The organism is Amycolatopsis sp. MEPSY49, assembly GCF_051337345.1.
Taxonomy (GTDB): domain Bacteria; phylum Actinomycetota; class Actinomycetes; order Mycobacteriales; family Pseudonocardiaceae; genus Amycolatopsis.
The window spans coordinates 166,194-182,244 of sequence record NZ_JBDLYJ010000003.1 but is presented as its reverse complement, the minus strand read 5'-3'; the positions used below and the strand labels follow the sequence as shown (position 1 = coordinate 182,244).

The 16,051-nt window shown below is 70.5% G+C and carries 11 protein-coding genes; 4 read left to right on the top strand and 7 right to left on the bottom strand.

What is annotated here, in order from left to right:
• Positions 1–21: 21 nt before the first annotated feature.
• The 6 genes from ABFJ78_RS15495 to ABFJ78_RS15470 all read right to left on the bottom strand — a co-directional run bounded on the left by ABFJ78_RS15495 (position 22) and on the right by ABFJ78_RS15470 (position 8,503).
• Positions 22–2,352, bottom strand: a complete 2,331-nt coding sequence (locus ABFJ78_RS15495; protein ID WP_436386997.1) for a GH92 family glycosyl hydrolase — start codon at positions 2,350–2,352, stop codon at positions 22–24.
• Positions 2,353–2,516: 164 nt separating this feature from the next.
• Positions 2,517–3,302 carry a hypothetical protein gene (locus tag ABFJ78_RS15490; RefSeq protein WP_436387784.1) on the bottom strand — a complete coding sequence of 262 codons (786 nt, stop codon included), beginning with the start codon at positions 3,300–3,302 and terminating at the stop codon, positions 2,517–2,519.
• A 364-nt stretch (positions 3,303–3,666) separates the two neighbouring features.
• The gene (locus ABFJ78_RS15485) at positions 3,667–5,115 is read right to left on the bottom strand and encodes an amidohydrolase (RefSeq protein ID WP_436386995.1); all 1,449 of its coding nucleotides are present in this window, start codon (positions 5,113–5,115) and stop codon (positions 3,667–3,669) included.
• Between the two features lie 306 nt (positions 5,116–5,421).
• Positions 5,422–6,981: an ABC transporter permease gene (locus ABFJ78_RS15480; RefSeq protein WP_436386993.1), complete on the bottom strand. Its 1,560-nt coding sequence runs from the start codon at positions 6,979–6,981 to the stop codon at positions 5,422–5,424.
• Entirely contained in the window at positions 6,978–7,886 is a 909-nt protein-coding gene (locus ABFJ78_RS15475; protein WP_436386991.1) for an ABC transporter ATP-binding protein, read from the bottom strand. The genes ABFJ78_RS15480 and ABFJ78_RS15475 overlap by 4 nt, the downstream gene beginning before the upstream one ends.
• A gap of 2 nt (positions 7,887–7,888) precedes the next feature.
• On the bottom strand, positions 7,889–8,503 hold the full coding sequence (locus tag ABFJ78_RS15470) for a TetR/AcrR family transcriptional regulator (RefSeq protein ID WP_436386989.1): 615 nt from the start codon (positions 8,501–8,503) through the stop codon (positions 7,889–7,891).
• A 250-nt stretch (positions 8,504–8,753) separates the two neighbouring features.
• Between ABFJ78_RS15470 and ABFJ78_RS15465 the strand changes: the two genes are divergently transcribed.
• Together ABFJ78_RS15465 and ABFJ78_RS15460 are read left to right on the top strand one after the other, a co-directional pair.
• Positions 8,754–11,987 carry a S8 family serine peptidase gene (locus ABFJ78_RS15465; RefSeq protein WP_436386987.1) on the top strand — a complete coding sequence of 1,078 codons (3,234 nt, stop codon included), beginning with the start codon at positions 8,754–8,756 and terminating at the stop codon, positions 11,985–11,987.
• 169 nt (positions 11,988–12,156) lie between these two features.
• Complete coding sequence (locus tag ABFJ78_RS15460; RefSeq protein ID WP_436386985.1) at positions 12,157–13,167, top strand: glycoside hydrolase family 99 protein; 1,011 nt, start codon at positions 12,157–12,159, stop codon at positions 13,165–13,167.
• A 49-nt stretch (positions 13,168–13,216) separates the two neighbouring features.
• Here the strand turns inward: ABFJ78_RS15460 and ABFJ78_RS15455 are convergent, their stop codons facing one another.
• A complete protein-coding gene (locus tag ABFJ78_RS15455) occupies positions 13,217–14,380 on the bottom strand; it encodes an ROK family protein (protein ID WP_436386983.1) in 1,164 nt (387 codons plus the stop codon).
• A gap of 98 nt (positions 14,381–14,478) precedes the next feature.
• On the opposite strand from ABFJ78_RS15455, the gene xylA reads away from it, so the two are divergent.
• Both xylA and ABFJ78_RS15445 read left to right on the top strand, forming a co-directional pair.
• The gene (xylA, locus tag ABFJ78_RS15450; RefSeq protein ID WP_436386981.1) at positions 14,479–15,627 is read left to right on the top strand and encodes a xylose isomerase; all 1,149 of its coding nucleotides are present in this window, start codon (positions 14,479–14,481) and stop codon (positions 15,625–15,627) included.
• 17 nt (positions 15,628–15,644) lie between these two features.
• Positions 15,645–16,034, top strand: a complete 390-nt coding sequence (locus tag ABFJ78_RS15445; protein ID WP_436386979.1) for a VOC family protein — start codon at positions 15,645–15,647, stop codon at positions 16,032–16,034.
• The last annotated feature ends 17 nt before the right edge of the window (positions 16,035–16,051 follow it).

The window sequence follows — 16,051 nt, the reverse complement described above, 5'->3', positions numbered from 1 at the left end:
CGGTGAAGGTGCCCCCATGGATCACATGGCGGGCGGGGCGGACTTCGTGCCCCACGCCGTCGGGGTGTCGCTCAGGGAGAAGCGGATCTTGCCCGCGCGGAGCAGGTCCGCGTGCGAGATCCAGCTGCGGTCGTACGTCCGGTGTCCGATCTGGACGTCCTTTGTGTACTGGAGCTTCGCCGCGCTCGCGCCCGGCGCCTCGATCTCGATCTTGCGGCCGCCGGCCGGGCGGATCTCCACCTTCTCGAACATCGGCGTGCTGAGCAGGTACGTCCCGGAGCCGGGCTGAGCCTCGAAGACGCCCGTCATGCCGAAGACGAGCCACGACGAGATGGTGCCGAGGTCGTCGTTGCCGGGCATGCCGTACGGCGTATCCATGAACAGCGTCCGCGCCGCGCGCAGCACGGCCGACGTCTTCCAGGGCGCACCCGTCCAGCTGTACATCCAGGGCGCGTGCAGGTCGGGCTCGTTGTTCGGGTTGAAGGCGAAGTTGTTGTGGTAGTCGTACGCGCCGTGGACCCAGGAGTCCTTGGCGGCCTTCGCCGGGTCGGTGAGCAGCAGCGGCATGTCGAAGAAGGTGTCGAGCCGCTTTTCGGCCTGCGCCGGCCCGCCCATCAGGTCGAACAGCTTCGCGGTGTCCTGCTGGGCGAGCCACTGGTACTGCCACGGCGTGCCCTCGTGGAAGCCGGTCGACTGGGCGGGATCCGGGTCGCCGACGCCGGTGCCGTCCGCCGCACGAGTACGCGGGAAGCCCGTGAAGCCGTGCGATTCGACACTGGTGTCCCACAGCTTCGCGAAGTTGCCGCAGCGAGCGGACAGCGTCGCGGCCTTGTCCCGGTAGCCCAGCCCGGAGGCCATAGTGGACAGTGCACAGTCGGCGAGGGCGTACTCAAGGGTGGCCGAGCCGGCCTGGCGGGTGTCGCCGTAGGTGTAGCCCGGCAGGTCCTGGTAGCCGATCCAGCCGTTCTTCACGTACGTCGGGTTGCCGTCGCGGCCGCGGAAGATCGACTGGTCCGCCGGGACTTCGTTGGCGTTGCGCCACAGCGCGTCGAAGAGCTGACGCGCGGTCCGGTCGTCGAGCAGGCCCCGACGGTAGTTGTCGACGACCCACGGCGTGACGGGGTCACCGCTCATCACGTTCGTCTCGCCGCCGGCCAGCGCCCAGCGCGGGACCCAGCCGCCGTCCTGGTAGATCTTCAGGATCGACTTGGTCATGTCCGCGGCCTTGTCCGGGTGCAGGAGCGCGACCAGCTGGTTCTGCGACCGGTAGGTGTCCCACAGTGAGAACATCTGGTAGTACGTGTCCCGGCTGCGGTGGACGGCGTCGTCGAAGCCGCGGTAGGAACCGTCCACATCGGACCCGACGGACGGGTGCAGCAGCGACCGGTACAGCGCGCTGTAGTAGGTCCGCTGGTCGGCGGTCGTCCCGCCGGCGACGCGCAGGCGGTTCAGCTCGTCCGCCCAGGTGTCGTGGGCCGCCTTCCGCGCCTTGTCGAACGACTTGGGCTGTTCGGCGCCGCGGTTCAAGCGAGCGCCGTCGATCGAGGTGTAGGAGAGGCCGACGGAGGCGCCGACCTGGCTCTTGTCGTTGCCGAAGGTGAGCCAGGCGCCGGTGCGCTGGGTGCCGAGCTCGGCGTCACGCTGGTTCGGCGTCAGCTTGTTGTCGGTCCAGGTGCCGAAGCCGGTGAACTTGCGGTCGAACTTGGCGGAGAAGAAGACCTTGTAGCGCTCCTTCTGCGTCTCCCAGCAGAAGTTCCCGCCCTGCAGCCAGCCTTCGACGGTGTCGTCCCCGACGACGTGGACGTCGCCGGCGTAGGTGTAGCCATTGCTCTCGCCGACCTCGATGAGGACGTTCTCACTGGTGGCGCCGGCCGGGAAGGTGTAGCGGTGCTGGCCGGTGCGCTGGGTGGCGGTGAGCTCGGCGTCGATGCCGTTGTCGAGCTTCACGCCGTAGTACCCGGGCTGGCGGGTCTCGTTGGCGTGGCTGAACTTGGCGCCGTACTGGGCGGGGTCGCTGCTGGTGACGGCGCCGGTGGTCGGCATGAACCGGAAGTTGCCCATGGTCTGGCAGCCGACACCGGAGAGGTGGGTGTGGCTGAAGCCGAGGGTGGTGTCCTGCGCGTAGTCGTAGGACGCGTACTTCTTGAGCTGGGTGTCCGGGGACAGCTGCACCATGCCGAAGGGGGTGGTGGCGCCCGGGAAAGTGGTGCCGTCGCCGTTGTTGCCGATCGAGGTGTCGACGAGAGTCGTGGGATCGTCGGCGAACCTCGCGCTCGCTTCGGCGGGGCTCGCGAGGGCCATCGTGGTGGCCCCCGCGAGCAAGGTGGCCAGGACGCGCGTCCGCGCTCTCATCCGTTTCCTCCTGACAACGTTGTCACATATCGTGTGCGATCTTTTCCGTTGTCCGGTGGACAAATCAAGCCCCAGCGCCCCAATGTGGCCTTGGTTGCGTCTGACGCACCCAAGGTGGCCTTCGGTGCGCGAGACGCACCGAAGGCCACATTGGGGCGCTCGGGTCAGCGGTGGCAGGTGACCGGCGGACGTGGGCGGGCACACGCCGCGGCGTAGCTGTCGCACAGCTCGGTGATCACCCTCCCCGGTTCGGTTCGGAGCCGGCTCGGGAGCGTCTGAAGGTAGATGATTCCGGCCGCCGAGTATCGGGCGTTGCGGGCCAGCGTCGTCGCGTAGTGGTCGCCGTTCTCGTGATACGTGCGCGAGTCGATTTCCCAGGCGAACGCCACATCTTCGCACCAAGCGTCCGGCTTCGAGATGAAGGCGCCATGCCGATCGAACACGCTGACGTTCCATTCGGCGGCAGGCAGGCCCGAATGCTTCCAGATCTCCCAGGCGTCGGCCTCGGCCACCGACTCGACGCCTTCGAGGAGTGCCTGGAGTGCTCGTCGTGGAATTGCGGATCCCCGCTGACTGCCCCGGCTCAGCTCACGATCGAGTTGCTCGGGAGTGCATCTCCTTCGCTGCACCGCCTCGGCGAGCATTCCTTGCACAGTGTCGAAGTCGCGGATACGGCGGGCGCCGTCCAGCACCGCCCGGTGCACCGGGGCGATCGGCACGCCGTCCCGAGTCACTGCATTCGGTAGCCGGGTGGTTCGCTCTACGAGCGCGAAGCCCGCACTGGTGACTTCGCGTTCATGCGGCACCAGCAGGTGAACCTCGTCCGAATCCGGCACCTGACGCAGGCCGTGGCGGCGCAGCGCCCAGAGCCCCGTGATCATGGAGCGCTCACCGCCGCGCAGGAGACCGGCTCTCAGCCGTTGCTCGTCGGTCGGTTCCGACGGGTGCAGCAGGATCACGCCGGGCAGCAGCCGGCGCCACGGCCCGCCGGGCAGGCATCGGCGGTAGATGCTGCTGCGCGGCATGCCGATTTCTTCGAGTTCGGAGACGCGAACGACATCCGGGTTGCCGGAGCGGCCGGTGACGAGTGGGTGTCTGGTCCAGGTGGGTCGGTACATGCTCCGAGGATGATCACCACGTCCGACAAACTCGCGGCCCGGATGGCCACGAAAGGTGGAATCGGGTCATATTCGACCGGAATCCACCGTTCGCGGCCCGCCCCAAGCGCCCCAAGGCGGCCTTGGTTGCGTCTGACGCACCGAAGGCCGCCTTGGGTGCGTCTCACGCACCGAAGGCCACATTGGGGCGCTCGGGTCAGCTCTGGTGGGTGACGTGCCCGGCCAGGATCGTCGCCGTCACCGGGAGGGCCCGCAGGTCCGCGGCCGACAGCACCGACGGGTCCGCCGCCGTCACCATCAAGTCCGCGATGTCCCCCACGGCCACGCCCCGGCGGCCGCCCGAAGACGCGGCCAGCGCGTCGGGGAAGGGGATGGACTGCTCCGGGTGCCACGCGGGCCGGTCGTCGTCCGTCCGGAACACCGCCGACGCGATGCCGTCCCACGGGTCCAGCGGTGCCACCGGGGCGTCCGACCCGAACTCCAGGCGGGCACCCGATTCCAGCAACGAGCGGTACGGGAACGCGCGGGCCGTCCGCCCGTGCCAATGCCGGTCGGCGACGTCGCGGTCGTCCGGCTGGTGCGCCGGCTGGACCGCCGCGATCACGCCCAGCTCGGCGAACCGCTTGACGTCGGCCGCCGAGAGCAGCTGCGCGTGCTCGATCCGCCCGGGACAGCCGACCTCCTCGAAAGCGTCCAGGGCGATCGTGTTCGCCTCGTCGCCGATCGCGTGGACCGCGGGGACCAGGCCGTGCGTGAAAGCCCGTTCCATCAACGGAACCAGTTCGGCCGGCGGGAGTTCGAGCAGCCCCGGGGAATCCCCGCCGGGATAGGGGTCGTGGCAGTAGGCCGTGCGCGTGTTGAGGGACCCGTCGACGAAGAGCTTGAACGGGCCCACCGTCAGCAGCCCGCCCGAATCCGGGAGGACGTCACCCGTGCGGTGGCCGCGCTCGATGGTCTGGTCCAGCAGGTACCGCGCGATCACGCACGAGATCCGGGCCGCCGGGGCACCCCGCCGCGTCCAGTCCGCCACGGTGTCCGCGTACTCGTAGTCGACGATCTGCGTCACCCCGCGCGCGGCCGCCGCGGACACCGCTTCCGCCACCCACCGGTCCTGGACGTCGATCGCGGCCGTCGGCAGCTGGGCCGTCGCGCTCATGCAGTCGTTCTCCAGCAGCACACCCGTCGGGTGATCGCGGCCGATCAGCTTCAGCGCCGCCGGGCTCAGCCACAGCGTGTGCAGATCCGCGCTGAACAACGCCACCGCCCGGCCGGGCAGCGCCCGCTGCAGCAGGTCCTTGTGCGGCTTGTCCGGCCAGAGCGCGTCGCGGAACCCCGCGCCCACCACCAGTTCCGACTGCTGCGCCGGCGTCGCCAGGAGGTGGGCCAGCAGCAGCTCGATCGCCTCGCCCGCCGACCGCGCCGCGTCCAGGGGGATCCGGCGGCGGGACGTCGCCCACTGCACCAGGTGGACGTGCGCGTCGACGAGCCCCGGCAGCAACGTCCCGCCGTGCCCGTCGACGACCCGCGCGGCGAACCCGGCCGAACCCGGCTCGGTGATCGCCGTGACGCGGCCGTCGTTGACCCGGACGTCCGCGAGCTCCCCGCCGAGCCCCGGCCGCACCCGGCGCAGCAGTAGATCATCCATGCGGACCACCCTGCCAGGCGGACTCGTCCGGGTGAAGCACAGAGTGAGATGGGAATGAGATGGGTATTGGCTACTGTTGGAAAAGATGGCAGCCGTCGCCCGCCGAAGGGTCAGGGCCGGTCCATGGGCGCCGCCTTCACAAGCCGCGCAGGGTTCGACTCCCTCGGTTGCCGCCCGATCGAGTTGGGCGAGGTGTGTGCGCGGAAAGCGCGCGCACACCTCGCTCGCCGTGTCTCCTGGGGGTCGAACCCCCAGACCCCCGCCAGGGGGCGCGCCCCCGGGCCCCCCCGTGGTCGCGTTTCGCTGTCAGCCCACTGGCATGTCACGCCTTCGCAACGCTGCCAGGCCGCCGATCCCCGCCACCAGCGCGATCGCGACTAGCCAGATTACCGGCGTCACCGAGAAGGTTCCGCCTGGCAGCTTTGGCAGGTGCGCGAACGGTGAGATTCCCAGTACCGCGTCGTTCCACCGCAATGCCGATCCCACCAGCGACAGCAGCAGGAACGCGCCCAGCAGGCCCCATGCCGCCGCCGCGAAACGCGGTAAGAAGCCGATCAGCAAGGCCGCCAGGCCAGCCAGTACCCACACCGCCGGGACCTGCGCCAACGCCGCCGGGACCAGCGAAGCTCCGGTCCCGTACGCCAAGCCGGTCGCCAGCCCCGTGACCGCCAGTACGAACGTCGAGCCGATCAGGGCGAACGCCAGGTGCCCGAGGGCCCAGCCGATCCGGCCGACCGCCGTCGCCAGCACCGGTTCCGCCCGGCCCGCCGCTTCCTCCGCACGCAGCTTCAGCGTCGCCTGGATCGCGTAACCCGCCGCCGCCAGGCCGAACAGCGTCATCGTCCCCGCCAGGTACGCGTCCATCACCCCGCCTCCGCCGCCCATGCGGGAAAGCACGTCCGCGACGGCCTTGTTGTCGCGCATCATCTCCGCGACGTTCTGCGCGACCCCGCCCATCAGCAGCCCGACCAGCGCCAGGCAGACGGTCCAGACCAGCAGCGTCCCCCGCTGCAGCCGCCACGCCAACGCCAACGGCGACCGCAGGGACGCCTTCGCCGTCGCCCGCCCCAGTCGCGCCGGAAGCAGTGCCGCACCGAGGTCGCGACGCGCCGACAACGCGACCGCCGCCGCGGAAAGCAAGCCGGTCGCGAAAACACCCAAGGCGAGGACCCACCACTGCTCCCCCGCGAACGGCCGCAGCCGGTGCGCCCAGCCGATCGGCGAGAGCCACGCGAGCCACCCCGCCGAGCCGCTGTCCCCCGCGGCCCGCAGCAGGAACGCCAGGACCAGCACGCCGATCCCGATGCCCCGCGCGCCGCTCGCGCCCCACGTCAGCTGCGCCGCGACCGCGCCGACGCCGGCGAACACCCAGCCCACCAAGGAAAAGCCGAGCCCCAAGGCGAACGCCCCGGCGAACGGGACGCCCTGGGCGCCGACGCCGAGCCCGACCAGGATGCCGAACACCAGGCAGGCGCCGCACGAAGAGAGCACGGCCGCCGCCAAGCCCGCGTGCCGGCCGACGACCGTCGCGCCGGTCAGCTCACGACGTCCGGCTTCCTCCTCGGTCCGGGTGTGCCGGACCACCGTGAGCAACGCGATCAGCCCGACGACGACCGGGACGAACCCGCACTGCCACGCCAGGAGGTTCCCCACCGACGAGCCGTACAGCGGACCGTTGCGGACCACGAACGTCGCGCTGGACGCGTTGAGGTCGTAGAAGTGCTGCCGCGCCGCCGCGTCCGGGTAGGCCGCCTTGATCGACGACAGGTAGCCCATCGGCGCGATCGCCAGGCCGGCGATCCACAGCGGCATCAGCAGCCGGTCGCGGCGCAGCACCAGCCGCAGCAGCGACCACGTCCCGGTCATCGCGCCGCTCCGACCGGCTCGTCGTGCTGGTAGTGGCGCAGGAACAGCTCCTCGAGCGTCGGCGGCCGGCTCACCAGGTTCCGCAGCCCGGCCCCGGCCAGGTGCCGCATCACGTCGTCCAGCGCGGACTGGTCGACGGACAGGTGGACGTGCGAGCCGTACGAGCTCAGGTCGTGCACCCCCGGCAGCGACGCCAGATCGGCGGGGACCTGCGCGAGCGACGCGTCGATCGTGATCCGGCCCAGGTGGCGCAGCTCGTCCAGGGTCCCGGACTCGACGGTCTTCCCGGCCCGGATGATCGTGACGCGGTCGCAGAGCGCCTCGACCTCGGACAAGATGTGCGAGGACAGCAGCACGGTCCGGTCACCGCGCTCCCGCTCCTCCTCGACGACCTGCCGGAAGACCTCTTCCATCAGCGGGTCGAGCCCGGACGTCGGCTCGTCGAAGACCAGCAGCTCCACATCGGACGCGAGCGCCGCGACCAGCGCGACCTTCTGCCGGTTGCCCTTCGAGTACGTCCGGCCCTTCTTGCGCGGGTCGAGGTCGAAGCGCTCGACGAGCTCCGCGCGGCGCTTGCCGTCGAGCCCGCCGCGCAGCCGGCCGAGCAGGTCGATGACCTCGCCGCCGGTGAGGTTGGGCCAGAGCGTGACGTCGCCGGGGACGTACGCGAGCCGGCGGTGCAACTCGGTGGCGTCGGTCCAGGGATTGCCGCCGAGCAGGGTGGCCCGGCCGCCGTCGGCCCGCATCAGCCCCAGCAGGACGCGGATCGTGGTGGTCTTGCCGGCGCCGTTCGGCCCGAGGAAGCCGTGCACCTCGCCGGTGTGGACGGTCAGGTCGAGCCCGTCGAGGGCCTTCGTCCGGCCGAACGCCTTGGTGAGGCCGTCGGCGGTGATCGCTTCGGCCATCGTCATTCCTTCCGTTCGTAGGCGGCCAGCGCTTCGCGGGCCCGTTCGAGAACTTCGGAGTCGCCGAGCGGGTTGAGGAACAGGTGCCCGGCGGCCAGCGACATGCGCAGCATCGCCTCGTGCGTGCCCGGCTCCTCGCCGAGCGCGCGGGCGACGTGGTCCTGCAGGATCATCAGCCCGCCGGTCATCGCGGCGAGCGCGGCCGCGACGCCCCGCGGGTCGGGCATTTCCAGGCCCTGCTCGCGGAAGTAGCGCTCGGTGCCGTCGACGATCTCGACGAACTGCGCGGCCGCGGCTTCGGAGCCGTCGACCATCGCGCGGCCCAGGTACCGGCGGAACAGCAGCTGGCGGGCATCGAACGTGGGGAGGAACCCCGGGTCGGCGACGCCCTTGGCCAGCACCTCCTCCTTGAACCTGAGCAGCTCGTCGAAGACGTGGTCGTCGCAGGCCTCGCGCAGCCCGTCCTTGGAGCCGAAGTGGTGGCGGATGAGCCCGCCCGACACCCCGGCTTCCTTGGCGATGTCGAGGATCGACGTCTTCTCCATGCCGCGCTCGGTGAAGAGCTTGATGGCGGCGTCGCGGATCCGGGCGCGCGCGGTGAGGTCTTCGGTGCTCATGACGGTCCTATACGTGCGTGTAGCTGACTACACGTGAATATAGCCCGCTACACGCACGTATAGCAAGGCGGCACTTTCACGTGAAAGTGCCGCTTCCGGTGGCCGCCTAACCGGTGATCACCTTGGGCCGTTCGGCCTACAACCAATTGCGGTTGATGGGCTAACTGTCTGATTGCTGCCGAAGATCTCACGTTGTGTACTTCTCGGACGTCTTCTTGTCGGACGCATCTCTTCACGAAGGGTCGTTTCAGTGACACAGCTCAGATCGCGCTGGAGACGGCGGGCCGGGATCACCGTCCTCGCCACCGCACTCGGCGCCTCCGTCCTCGGCGTGGCCGTTCCGGTGGCCGCCGCCCAGCCCGCCCCGCCGACCTCGGGCGCGGCCGACGGCAAGACCCTCGACGAGCACGACCGCGCGCTCGTCGCCGAAGCCGAGAAGGCCGGCAAGCCCGACGTCACGCTGCTGATCGCGGCCGAGAAGGGCCAGACCGGCGCGGCCGTCGACCAGCTCAAGGCGCTCGGTGGTGTCGTCCAGTCCACCGACACCAAGCTCGACTACGTCAAGGTCACCATCCCGCCCGAGAAGGCGGAGAAAGCCGCGAAGCTCAAGGCGGTCAACGCCGTCGACGTCGACGGCCTCGTCTACCGCGACGACCCGAAGCCCGACGGCGCGACCACCCCGCTGCCGCAGCCGGCCCCGGGCAAGGACACCCCGCGCGTCAACCCGTACCTGCCGACCGGGGACACCTACGCGGCGCAGTTCGGCCAGGTCCTGCCCAACTGGGACGGCAAGGACACCACGGTCGCGGTACTCGACTCCGGCGTCGACCTCGACTCGCCCGCGCTGGCGACCACCAGCCACGGCGAGCGCAAGATCGTCGACTGGTACAACGCCAACGCCACCAACTCCGGTGACGGCACCTGGGTCAAGCAGTCCACCCAGACCTACACCGGCACCTTCACCGCGAACGGCAGAAGCTGGACGGCTCCGGCGACCGGCGGCCCGTACACCTTCGGCGTCTTCACTGAGACCGCCGGCGACCTGGGCGCCGCGGACAGCGAGACCGGCGGCGACGTCAACCGCGACGGCGACCGCGCCGACTCCTGGGGCGTGCTGCAGGACAGCGTGACCAAGGAGGTCCGCGTCGACCTCAACGGCAACGGCGACTTCGCCGACGAGAAGCCGATGACCGACTACGCCAAGAAGTACGACTACGGCTTCTTCGGCACCGACAACCCGGCGACCGACATCGCCGAGCGGATGGCCTTCGTCGTCCAGACCGACAAGCCGGGCTTCGTCGGCATCGGCATCGCCGGTGCCGAGCACGGCTCGCACGTCGCGGGCATCGCCACCGGCAACGACCTGTTCGGCGGCAAGATGGACGGCGCGGCCCCGGGCGCGAAGGTCCTGGCGGTCAAGGTCTGCCTGACCGGCACCGCCTGCACCTCCTCGGGCCTGGTCGACGGCGTCGTCTACGCGGCCAGCCACGGCGCCGACGTCATCAACATCTCGATCGGCGGCCTGCCGGCCCTCAACGACGGCAACAACGCCCGCGCGGAGCTCTACAACCGCACGATCGCCGAGTACAACGTCCAGATCTTCATCTCGGCCGGCAACAGCGGCGCCGGGGCGAACACCGTCGGCGACCCGTCGGTGGCGTCGGACGCGATCTCGGTCGGCTCGTACATCACCAAGGAGACCTGGCTCTCGAACTACGGCTCGAAGACTCAGAACGCCGAGTCGCTGCACCCGTTCTCCTCGCGCGGCCCGCGTGAGGACGGCGGCTTCAAGCCGGACATCATCGCGCCCGGCGCGGCCATCGCCACCGTCCCGCGCTGGGTGGCGGGCGGCCCGGTGGCCGGCACGTACTCCCTGCCCGCCGGCTACGCGATGCTGCAGGGCACATCGATGGCGGCGCCGCAGGCGACCGGCGCGGCGGCACTGCTGGTGAGCGCGTACAAGGCGACGCACAAGGGCCAGCGGCCGCCGGTGGCGCAGCTGCGCTCGGCGATCAAGTCGACCGCGCGGTTCGTGCCGGGCATCGGCGCGTACGCCCAGGGCGCGGGGCTGTTCAACGTCCCGGCCGCGTTCGTCGCGCTGTCGCTCAACCCGAAGCCGGACGCCGTTTCGACGTCGGTCGAGGTGCACACCGCGCTCTCGGGCCTGCTGGCCACCCCGAACACGGGCGTGGGCATCCACGACCGCGAGGGCGTGACCGCGGGCAAGGCCTACACCCGCACGTACACGATCACCCGCACGACGGGTTCGGCGCACCCCGTGCCGTACTTCGCGCGGTGGACCGGGAACGACGGGACGTTCTCCTCGGCGTCGACGGTGGTGCTGCCGCTGAACACGCCGGTGAAGTTCGACGTCAAGGTGAACCCGAAGAACGCGGGCGTCCACTCGGCGCTGCTGTACCTGGACAACCCGCTGACCATCGGCGTCGACGTGCAGACCCTCAACACGGTCTTCGCGCCGCAGGAGTTCACCGCCGCCAAGGGCTTCCAGGTCGACGTGGCCGGCAAGATCGCCCGCAACCAGGCGACCAGCTACTTCGTGCGGGTGCCCCAGGGCGCCAGCGCGCTGAAGGTGGACCTGGACGCCGGCGCCGGCGCGCCGGGCAAGGGCCAGGTGCGGTTCCTGCGCTACGACCCGACCGGCGTGCCGGCCGAGGCGAGCACGTCGACGACGTACTGCTACCTCCCCGACGCGGGGGCCGGCTGCCCGGGCGGCACGCCCACCAGCCGGACGTTCGCGAACCCGCTGCCGGGTGTGTGGGAGATCGTCGTCGAAGCGCGCCGTACGTCCGATGTGGACAACGCGGCGTACAAGCTGAGCGCGTCGGTGCTGGGCACGGCGATCACGCCGAACCCGGACACGATCGCCTCGGCCACGCTGGGCCAGCCGGTCGCGCGGTCCTACACCGTGCAGAACACGCTCGGCGCGTTCACCGGCAAGCTGACCGGCGCCACGCTGGGCAGCGCGAAGGTCTCGCGGCCGTCGATCGCCGAGGGCGCGCAGCAGCAGTACCAGATCGCGGTGACACCGGGCTCGACGTCGCTGACCGCGACGATCGGCAAGACGTCCGACGTCGGCGCCGACCTGGACCTGGTGCTGTACAACTGCACGACCGGTTCCTGCGTGCAGGCGGCGGTGAGCGCGGACGGTGACTCCGAGGAGTCGGTGACCGTCGCCAACCCGGCGGCGGGCACCTGGGTCGCGCTGGTCGACGGGTACGCCGTGCCCGCGGGCACGACCGAGTACGACTACCTCGACGTGTTCACCAACCCGGCGTTCGGTTCGGTCGCGGTGACCGACGCGAACGCGGCGCGGGCGTCGGGCACGTCGTGGACGGTGCCGGCGACGGTGACCGCCTCGGCCGCCCCGGCGGCGGGCCGGATCCTGCGCGGTCAGCTGACCGTGCAGACCGACACGGGTGTCACGGTCGGCTCCTCGCTGGTGCTGGTCAATGCGGTGAGCTAGTCCCGCTGAACGGAAACCGCCCCGGGTCGCACCCGGGGCGGTTTTCGTTTGCCCGGCGGGGTTCCTGGTGGGTTTCCGACGCAAGTTTGCGTATGTCCGGTGAACTGTTGCCCCGGCTCGGGACACGTCCGTATGGTCTGGATCACTCCGAATCCACCGAGGGGTCCCGATGCGACGGATTTCGACGTTCTTCGCCGCACTTCTCTTGCTGGCGGCCACTTTGCCGGGAGTCGCGCACGCGGCCGCGCTTTCTTCCCGGACCCAGTTGTTCTACTACCCGTGGTACGGCGGCAGTGCCACCGGCTACCGGCACTGGGTGCAGGGCGGCCACACCCCGCCGTCCGACGTCGGCGCGAACTTCTACCCGGTGCTCGGACCGTACGACTCCGGCGACTTTTCCGGCGCGGTCGAGCAGCACATGCGGTGGATCGAGCAGTCCGGTGCCGGGGTGATCGTCTACAGCTGGTGGGGCCAGGGGTCCTATGAGGACGGTCTGGTTCCCGGAGTGCTGGAAGCGGCGGCGCGACACGGGATTCGCGTCGCGTGGCACCTGGAGCCCTACAGCGGGCGGACGGCGGCTTCCACGGTCTCCGACGTCGACTACATCCTGGGGCGGTACGGGTCGAGTCCCGCCTTCTACCGCGAGGGCGGGCGCGGGGCGTTCTACGTATTCGAAAGCCTGCGGATCGAAGACTGGACGCCGCTGGACCAGGTGCGTTCGTCGGCGATCGTGCTGGCGCAGACGACGGACACGAGCAAGGTCGCGCACTTCGGCGGAATGTACACGTACGACGCGATCGCGGGGGCCACGGCGCTGGGCTGGCGTGAGGCGGGAGCGTACTGCGAGGCGAACGGGTTGGTGTGGGCGCCTTCGGTGGGTCCGGGGTACAACGACGACCGGGCGGTGCCGGGGAACACCACGCCGACGCTGAGCCGCGACAATGGGGCTACTTACGACCGGGAGTGGCAGAACGCGCTCTCCTCGGGCGCGGACTGGGTGTCGGTGACGTCGTTCAACGAGTGGCACGAGGGGTCGATCATCGAACCGGCCCGGTCGTCACCGCCTTCGCCGGCCTACGAAACGTTCACCGGCGCGTACGGGACTTCCGGCGCGGCGGCGGAGACGGCCTACCTCGACCGGACGCGCTACTGGACTTCCGCAGCCGGTCGTTGGTGGTAAGCCGGGTGCTAACCCGACTTACCACTCTCGACCGCGATCCGGCGGGGACTTACGCCTCCTGGGCCCGGCTCACGAACGGCGCCGGGTCGGCCAGCACCCGGTGCACGACCCGGCCCGCCGCGCCGAGTGTCGCCGCGTCGCCGCCGAGGCGTGACGCCGTGAGCACCGGTGGCTCGCCGCGCAGGCCGCCGAGGCGGGTGGTCAGCACCTCCGTCACCGGGCCGGACAGCCACGGGTAAAGCTGCGTGAACACCCCGCCGAGCACGATCCGGTCCAGGTCCAGGAGGTTGACCGCCGAAGTCAGGGCGACGCCGAGAGCTTGGCCCGCCGCCGCGCAAGCTTGCCGGGCGGTTGCGTCGCCGGCTTCGAGGGCGGCCAGGAAGGCGGGGAGCGTCGGCGCGTTTCCGGCCGCCAGCAACGCCTCTTGACCCGCGAACGTCTCCAAACACCCGCTACCACCGCACCGGCACAGCGGTCCCTGGGGAGCGACCACGACGTGGCCCAGTTCGCCGGCCAGCCCGCGGGCGCCGGAGAACAACGTCCCGTTCACGACCAGACCCGCGCCGATGCCCACTTCGCCCGACACGTAGAGGAAGTCACGCTCGCCGTCGCCGTACCAGAACTCCCCGAGTGCCGCGAGGTTCGCCTCGTTGTCCAGCTCCACCGGGATCGGCAGGCGCAGCAGGTCGGCCGGGCGGACGTCCTGCCAGCCGAGGTTCGGCGCGCGGAACAGGACGCCGTCGCCGACCGGGCCGGACACCGCGAGCACCGCGCCCGCCACCTCCAGGCCGAGCCGGTGCGCCTCGGTCAGGCCGTCGGTCGCCAGTGCCTGCAGCTCGGAGAGAACCTTCTTCGGCCGCGAACCGCGGTTGTCCCGCTCGCGGCGGGCCGCGAACCGGACCCCGCCGGTGAGATCGAGCACGCGCACCGCGAGGTAGTCGACGTTGATCTCCAGCCCCAGCGACGCCACGCGCGCCCCGCTCAGCACGACCTCGACTCCCGGCCGGCCGCGTTCGCCCGCGCGGGCCGGTCCGGTTTCGGCCAGCAGTCCCGCGTCCACCAGGTCGCCGACGAGCTTGGAGACCGTCGACTTCGTCAGCCCGGTCAGCTCGGCGAGCGCGGCGCGGGTCAGCGGGCCGCCGCGGCTGACCGCGCCGAGCACGACCTCGAGGTTGCGGGCGCGCATCGAGTCGTGCCGCACGGCCTGGGTCATCGCGTCCCTCCTGCGAAGCACTCTAACCGGCCTCTTGACGCCCGGGACCCCCGCGGCGCATATTTAGTCTACAACGTGAACTAAATGAAGGGACAGTCATGAGCGACTACGCTCCCCAGCCGGCCGACAAGTTCACCTTCGGCCTCTGGACCGTGGGCTGGCCCGCGAACGACCCGTTCGGGGTCGCGACGCGGCCGCCGCTGGACCCGGTGGAGAGCGTGCACCGGCTCGCGGAGCTGGGCGCCTACGGCGTGACGTTCCACGACGACGACCTGCTGGCCACCGAGCCCGACCGCGACAAGGCGATCGAGCGGTTCCGCAAGGCGCTCGCGGAGACCGGCCTGAAGGTCCCGATGGCGACGACCAACCTGTTCACCCACCCGGTGTTCAAGGACGGCGGCCTGACCAGCAACGACCGCGACGTCCGGCGGTACGCGCTGCGGAAGGTGCGCCGCAACATCGACCTGGCGGCCGAGCTGGGCGCCGAGACGTACGTCGTGTGGGGCGGCCGCGAAGGCGCCGAGTCCGACGCCGCGAAGGACGTCCGGGCGGCACTCGCCCGCTACAAGGAGGGCCTCGACCTCCTCGCGGACTACGTCGTGGAGAAGGGCTACTCGCTGCGGTTCGCGCTCGAGCCGAAGCCGAACGAGCCGCGCGGCGACATCCTGCTGCCGACGATCGGGCACGCGCTGGGCTTCATCTCCCAGCTCGCGCGGCCGGAGATGTTCGGGCTGAACCCGGAGGTCGGGCACGAGCAGATGGCCGGCCTCAACTTCGTGCACGGCATCTCGCAGGCGCTGTGGCAGGGCAAGCTGTTCCACATCGACCTGAACGGCCAGCACGGCCCGAAGTACGACCAGGACCTGATCTTCGGCCACGGCGACACGAAGAGCGCGTTCTTCCTGGTCGACCTGCTGGAGAACGGCGGCTACGAGGGTCCGCGCCACTTCGACTACAAGCCGCTGCGCACGGAGGACCCGGCGGACGTGTGGGTGTCCGCGGCGGCGAACATGCGGACTTACCTGATCCTCAAGGAGAAGTCGGCCAAGTTCCGGTCGGACCCGGAGGTCGTCGAAGCCCTGGCCGCGTCCCGCGTCCCGGACCTGTCGACCCCGACGCTGGCCCCGGGCGAATCGTTCGACGACCTGCTCAAGGACGACTTCGACGTCGACGCGGCGGCCCAGCGCGGGTACCACTTCACCCGGCTGAACCAGCTGGCCCTGGAGCACCTCCTCGGCGTCCGCTGACGGTTTACCCTCGGGTGATGCTGAGCAACGCGCGGTTCGAAGCCCGTATCCCGACGCAGGACCTGGCCCGGGCCCGCCGGTGGTACTCGGAGAAGCTCGGGCTCGAACCGGCGGAAGAGCGCGAAGGCGGCCTGCGTTACGAGGGCGCATCAGGGGTCTTCTGCCTGTTCGCCTCGGCCGGCGCGTCCGATGGCTCGTTCACGCAGATGGGTTTCTACGTGGACGACATCGAAGCGGCGGTCGCCGGGCTGCGGGCGCGTGGCGTGGTGTTCGAGGAGTACGACGGCTGCGTGAACGGGATCATGGACATCCGCGGCAACTACCCGAGCAAGGGCACCGGCGAACGCGCGGCGTGGTTCCGCGACTGCGAGGGCAACATGCTCGGGATCGCCCAAGTGACCCCCTGACGGGGAAGGGCCGCCGT

Coding starts and splice junctions, on each gene's coding strand:
- ABFJ78_RS15495 (WP_436386997.1), bottom strand. CDS start 2,352: ATGAGAGCGCGGACGCGCGTCCTGGCCACCTTGCTCGCGGGGGCCACC.
- ABFJ78_RS15485 (WP_436386995.1), bottom strand. CDS start 5,115: ATGGATGATCTACTGCTGCGCCGGGTGCGGCCGGGGCTCGGCGGGGAG.
- ABFJ78_RS15480 (WP_436386993.1), bottom strand. CDS start 6,981: ATGACCGGGACGTGGTCGCTGCTGCGGCTGGTGCTGCGCCGCGACCGG.
- ABFJ78_RS15475 (WP_436386991.1), bottom strand. CDS start 7,886: ATGGCCGAAGCGATCACCGCCGACGGCCTCACCAAGGCGTTCGGCCGG.
- ABFJ78_RS15470 (WP_436386989.1), bottom strand. CDS start 8,503: ATGAGCACCGAAGACCTCACCGCGCGCGCCCGGATCCGCGACGCCGCC.
- ABFJ78_RS15460 (WP_436386985.1), top strand. CDS start 12,157: ATGCGACGGATTTCGACGTTCTTCGCCGCACTTCTCTTGCTGGCGGCC.
- ABFJ78_RS15455 (WP_436386983.1), bottom strand. CDS start 14,380: ATGACCCAGGCCGTGCGGCACGACTCGATGCGCGCCCGCAACCTCGAG.
- xylA (WP_436386981.1), top strand. CDS start 14,479: ATGAGCGACTACGCTCCCCAGCCGGCCGACAAGTTCACCTTCGGCCTC.
- ABFJ78_RS15445 (WP_436386979.1), top strand. CDS start 15,645: ATGCTGAGCAACGCGCGGTTCGAAGCCCGTATCCCGACGCAGGACCTG.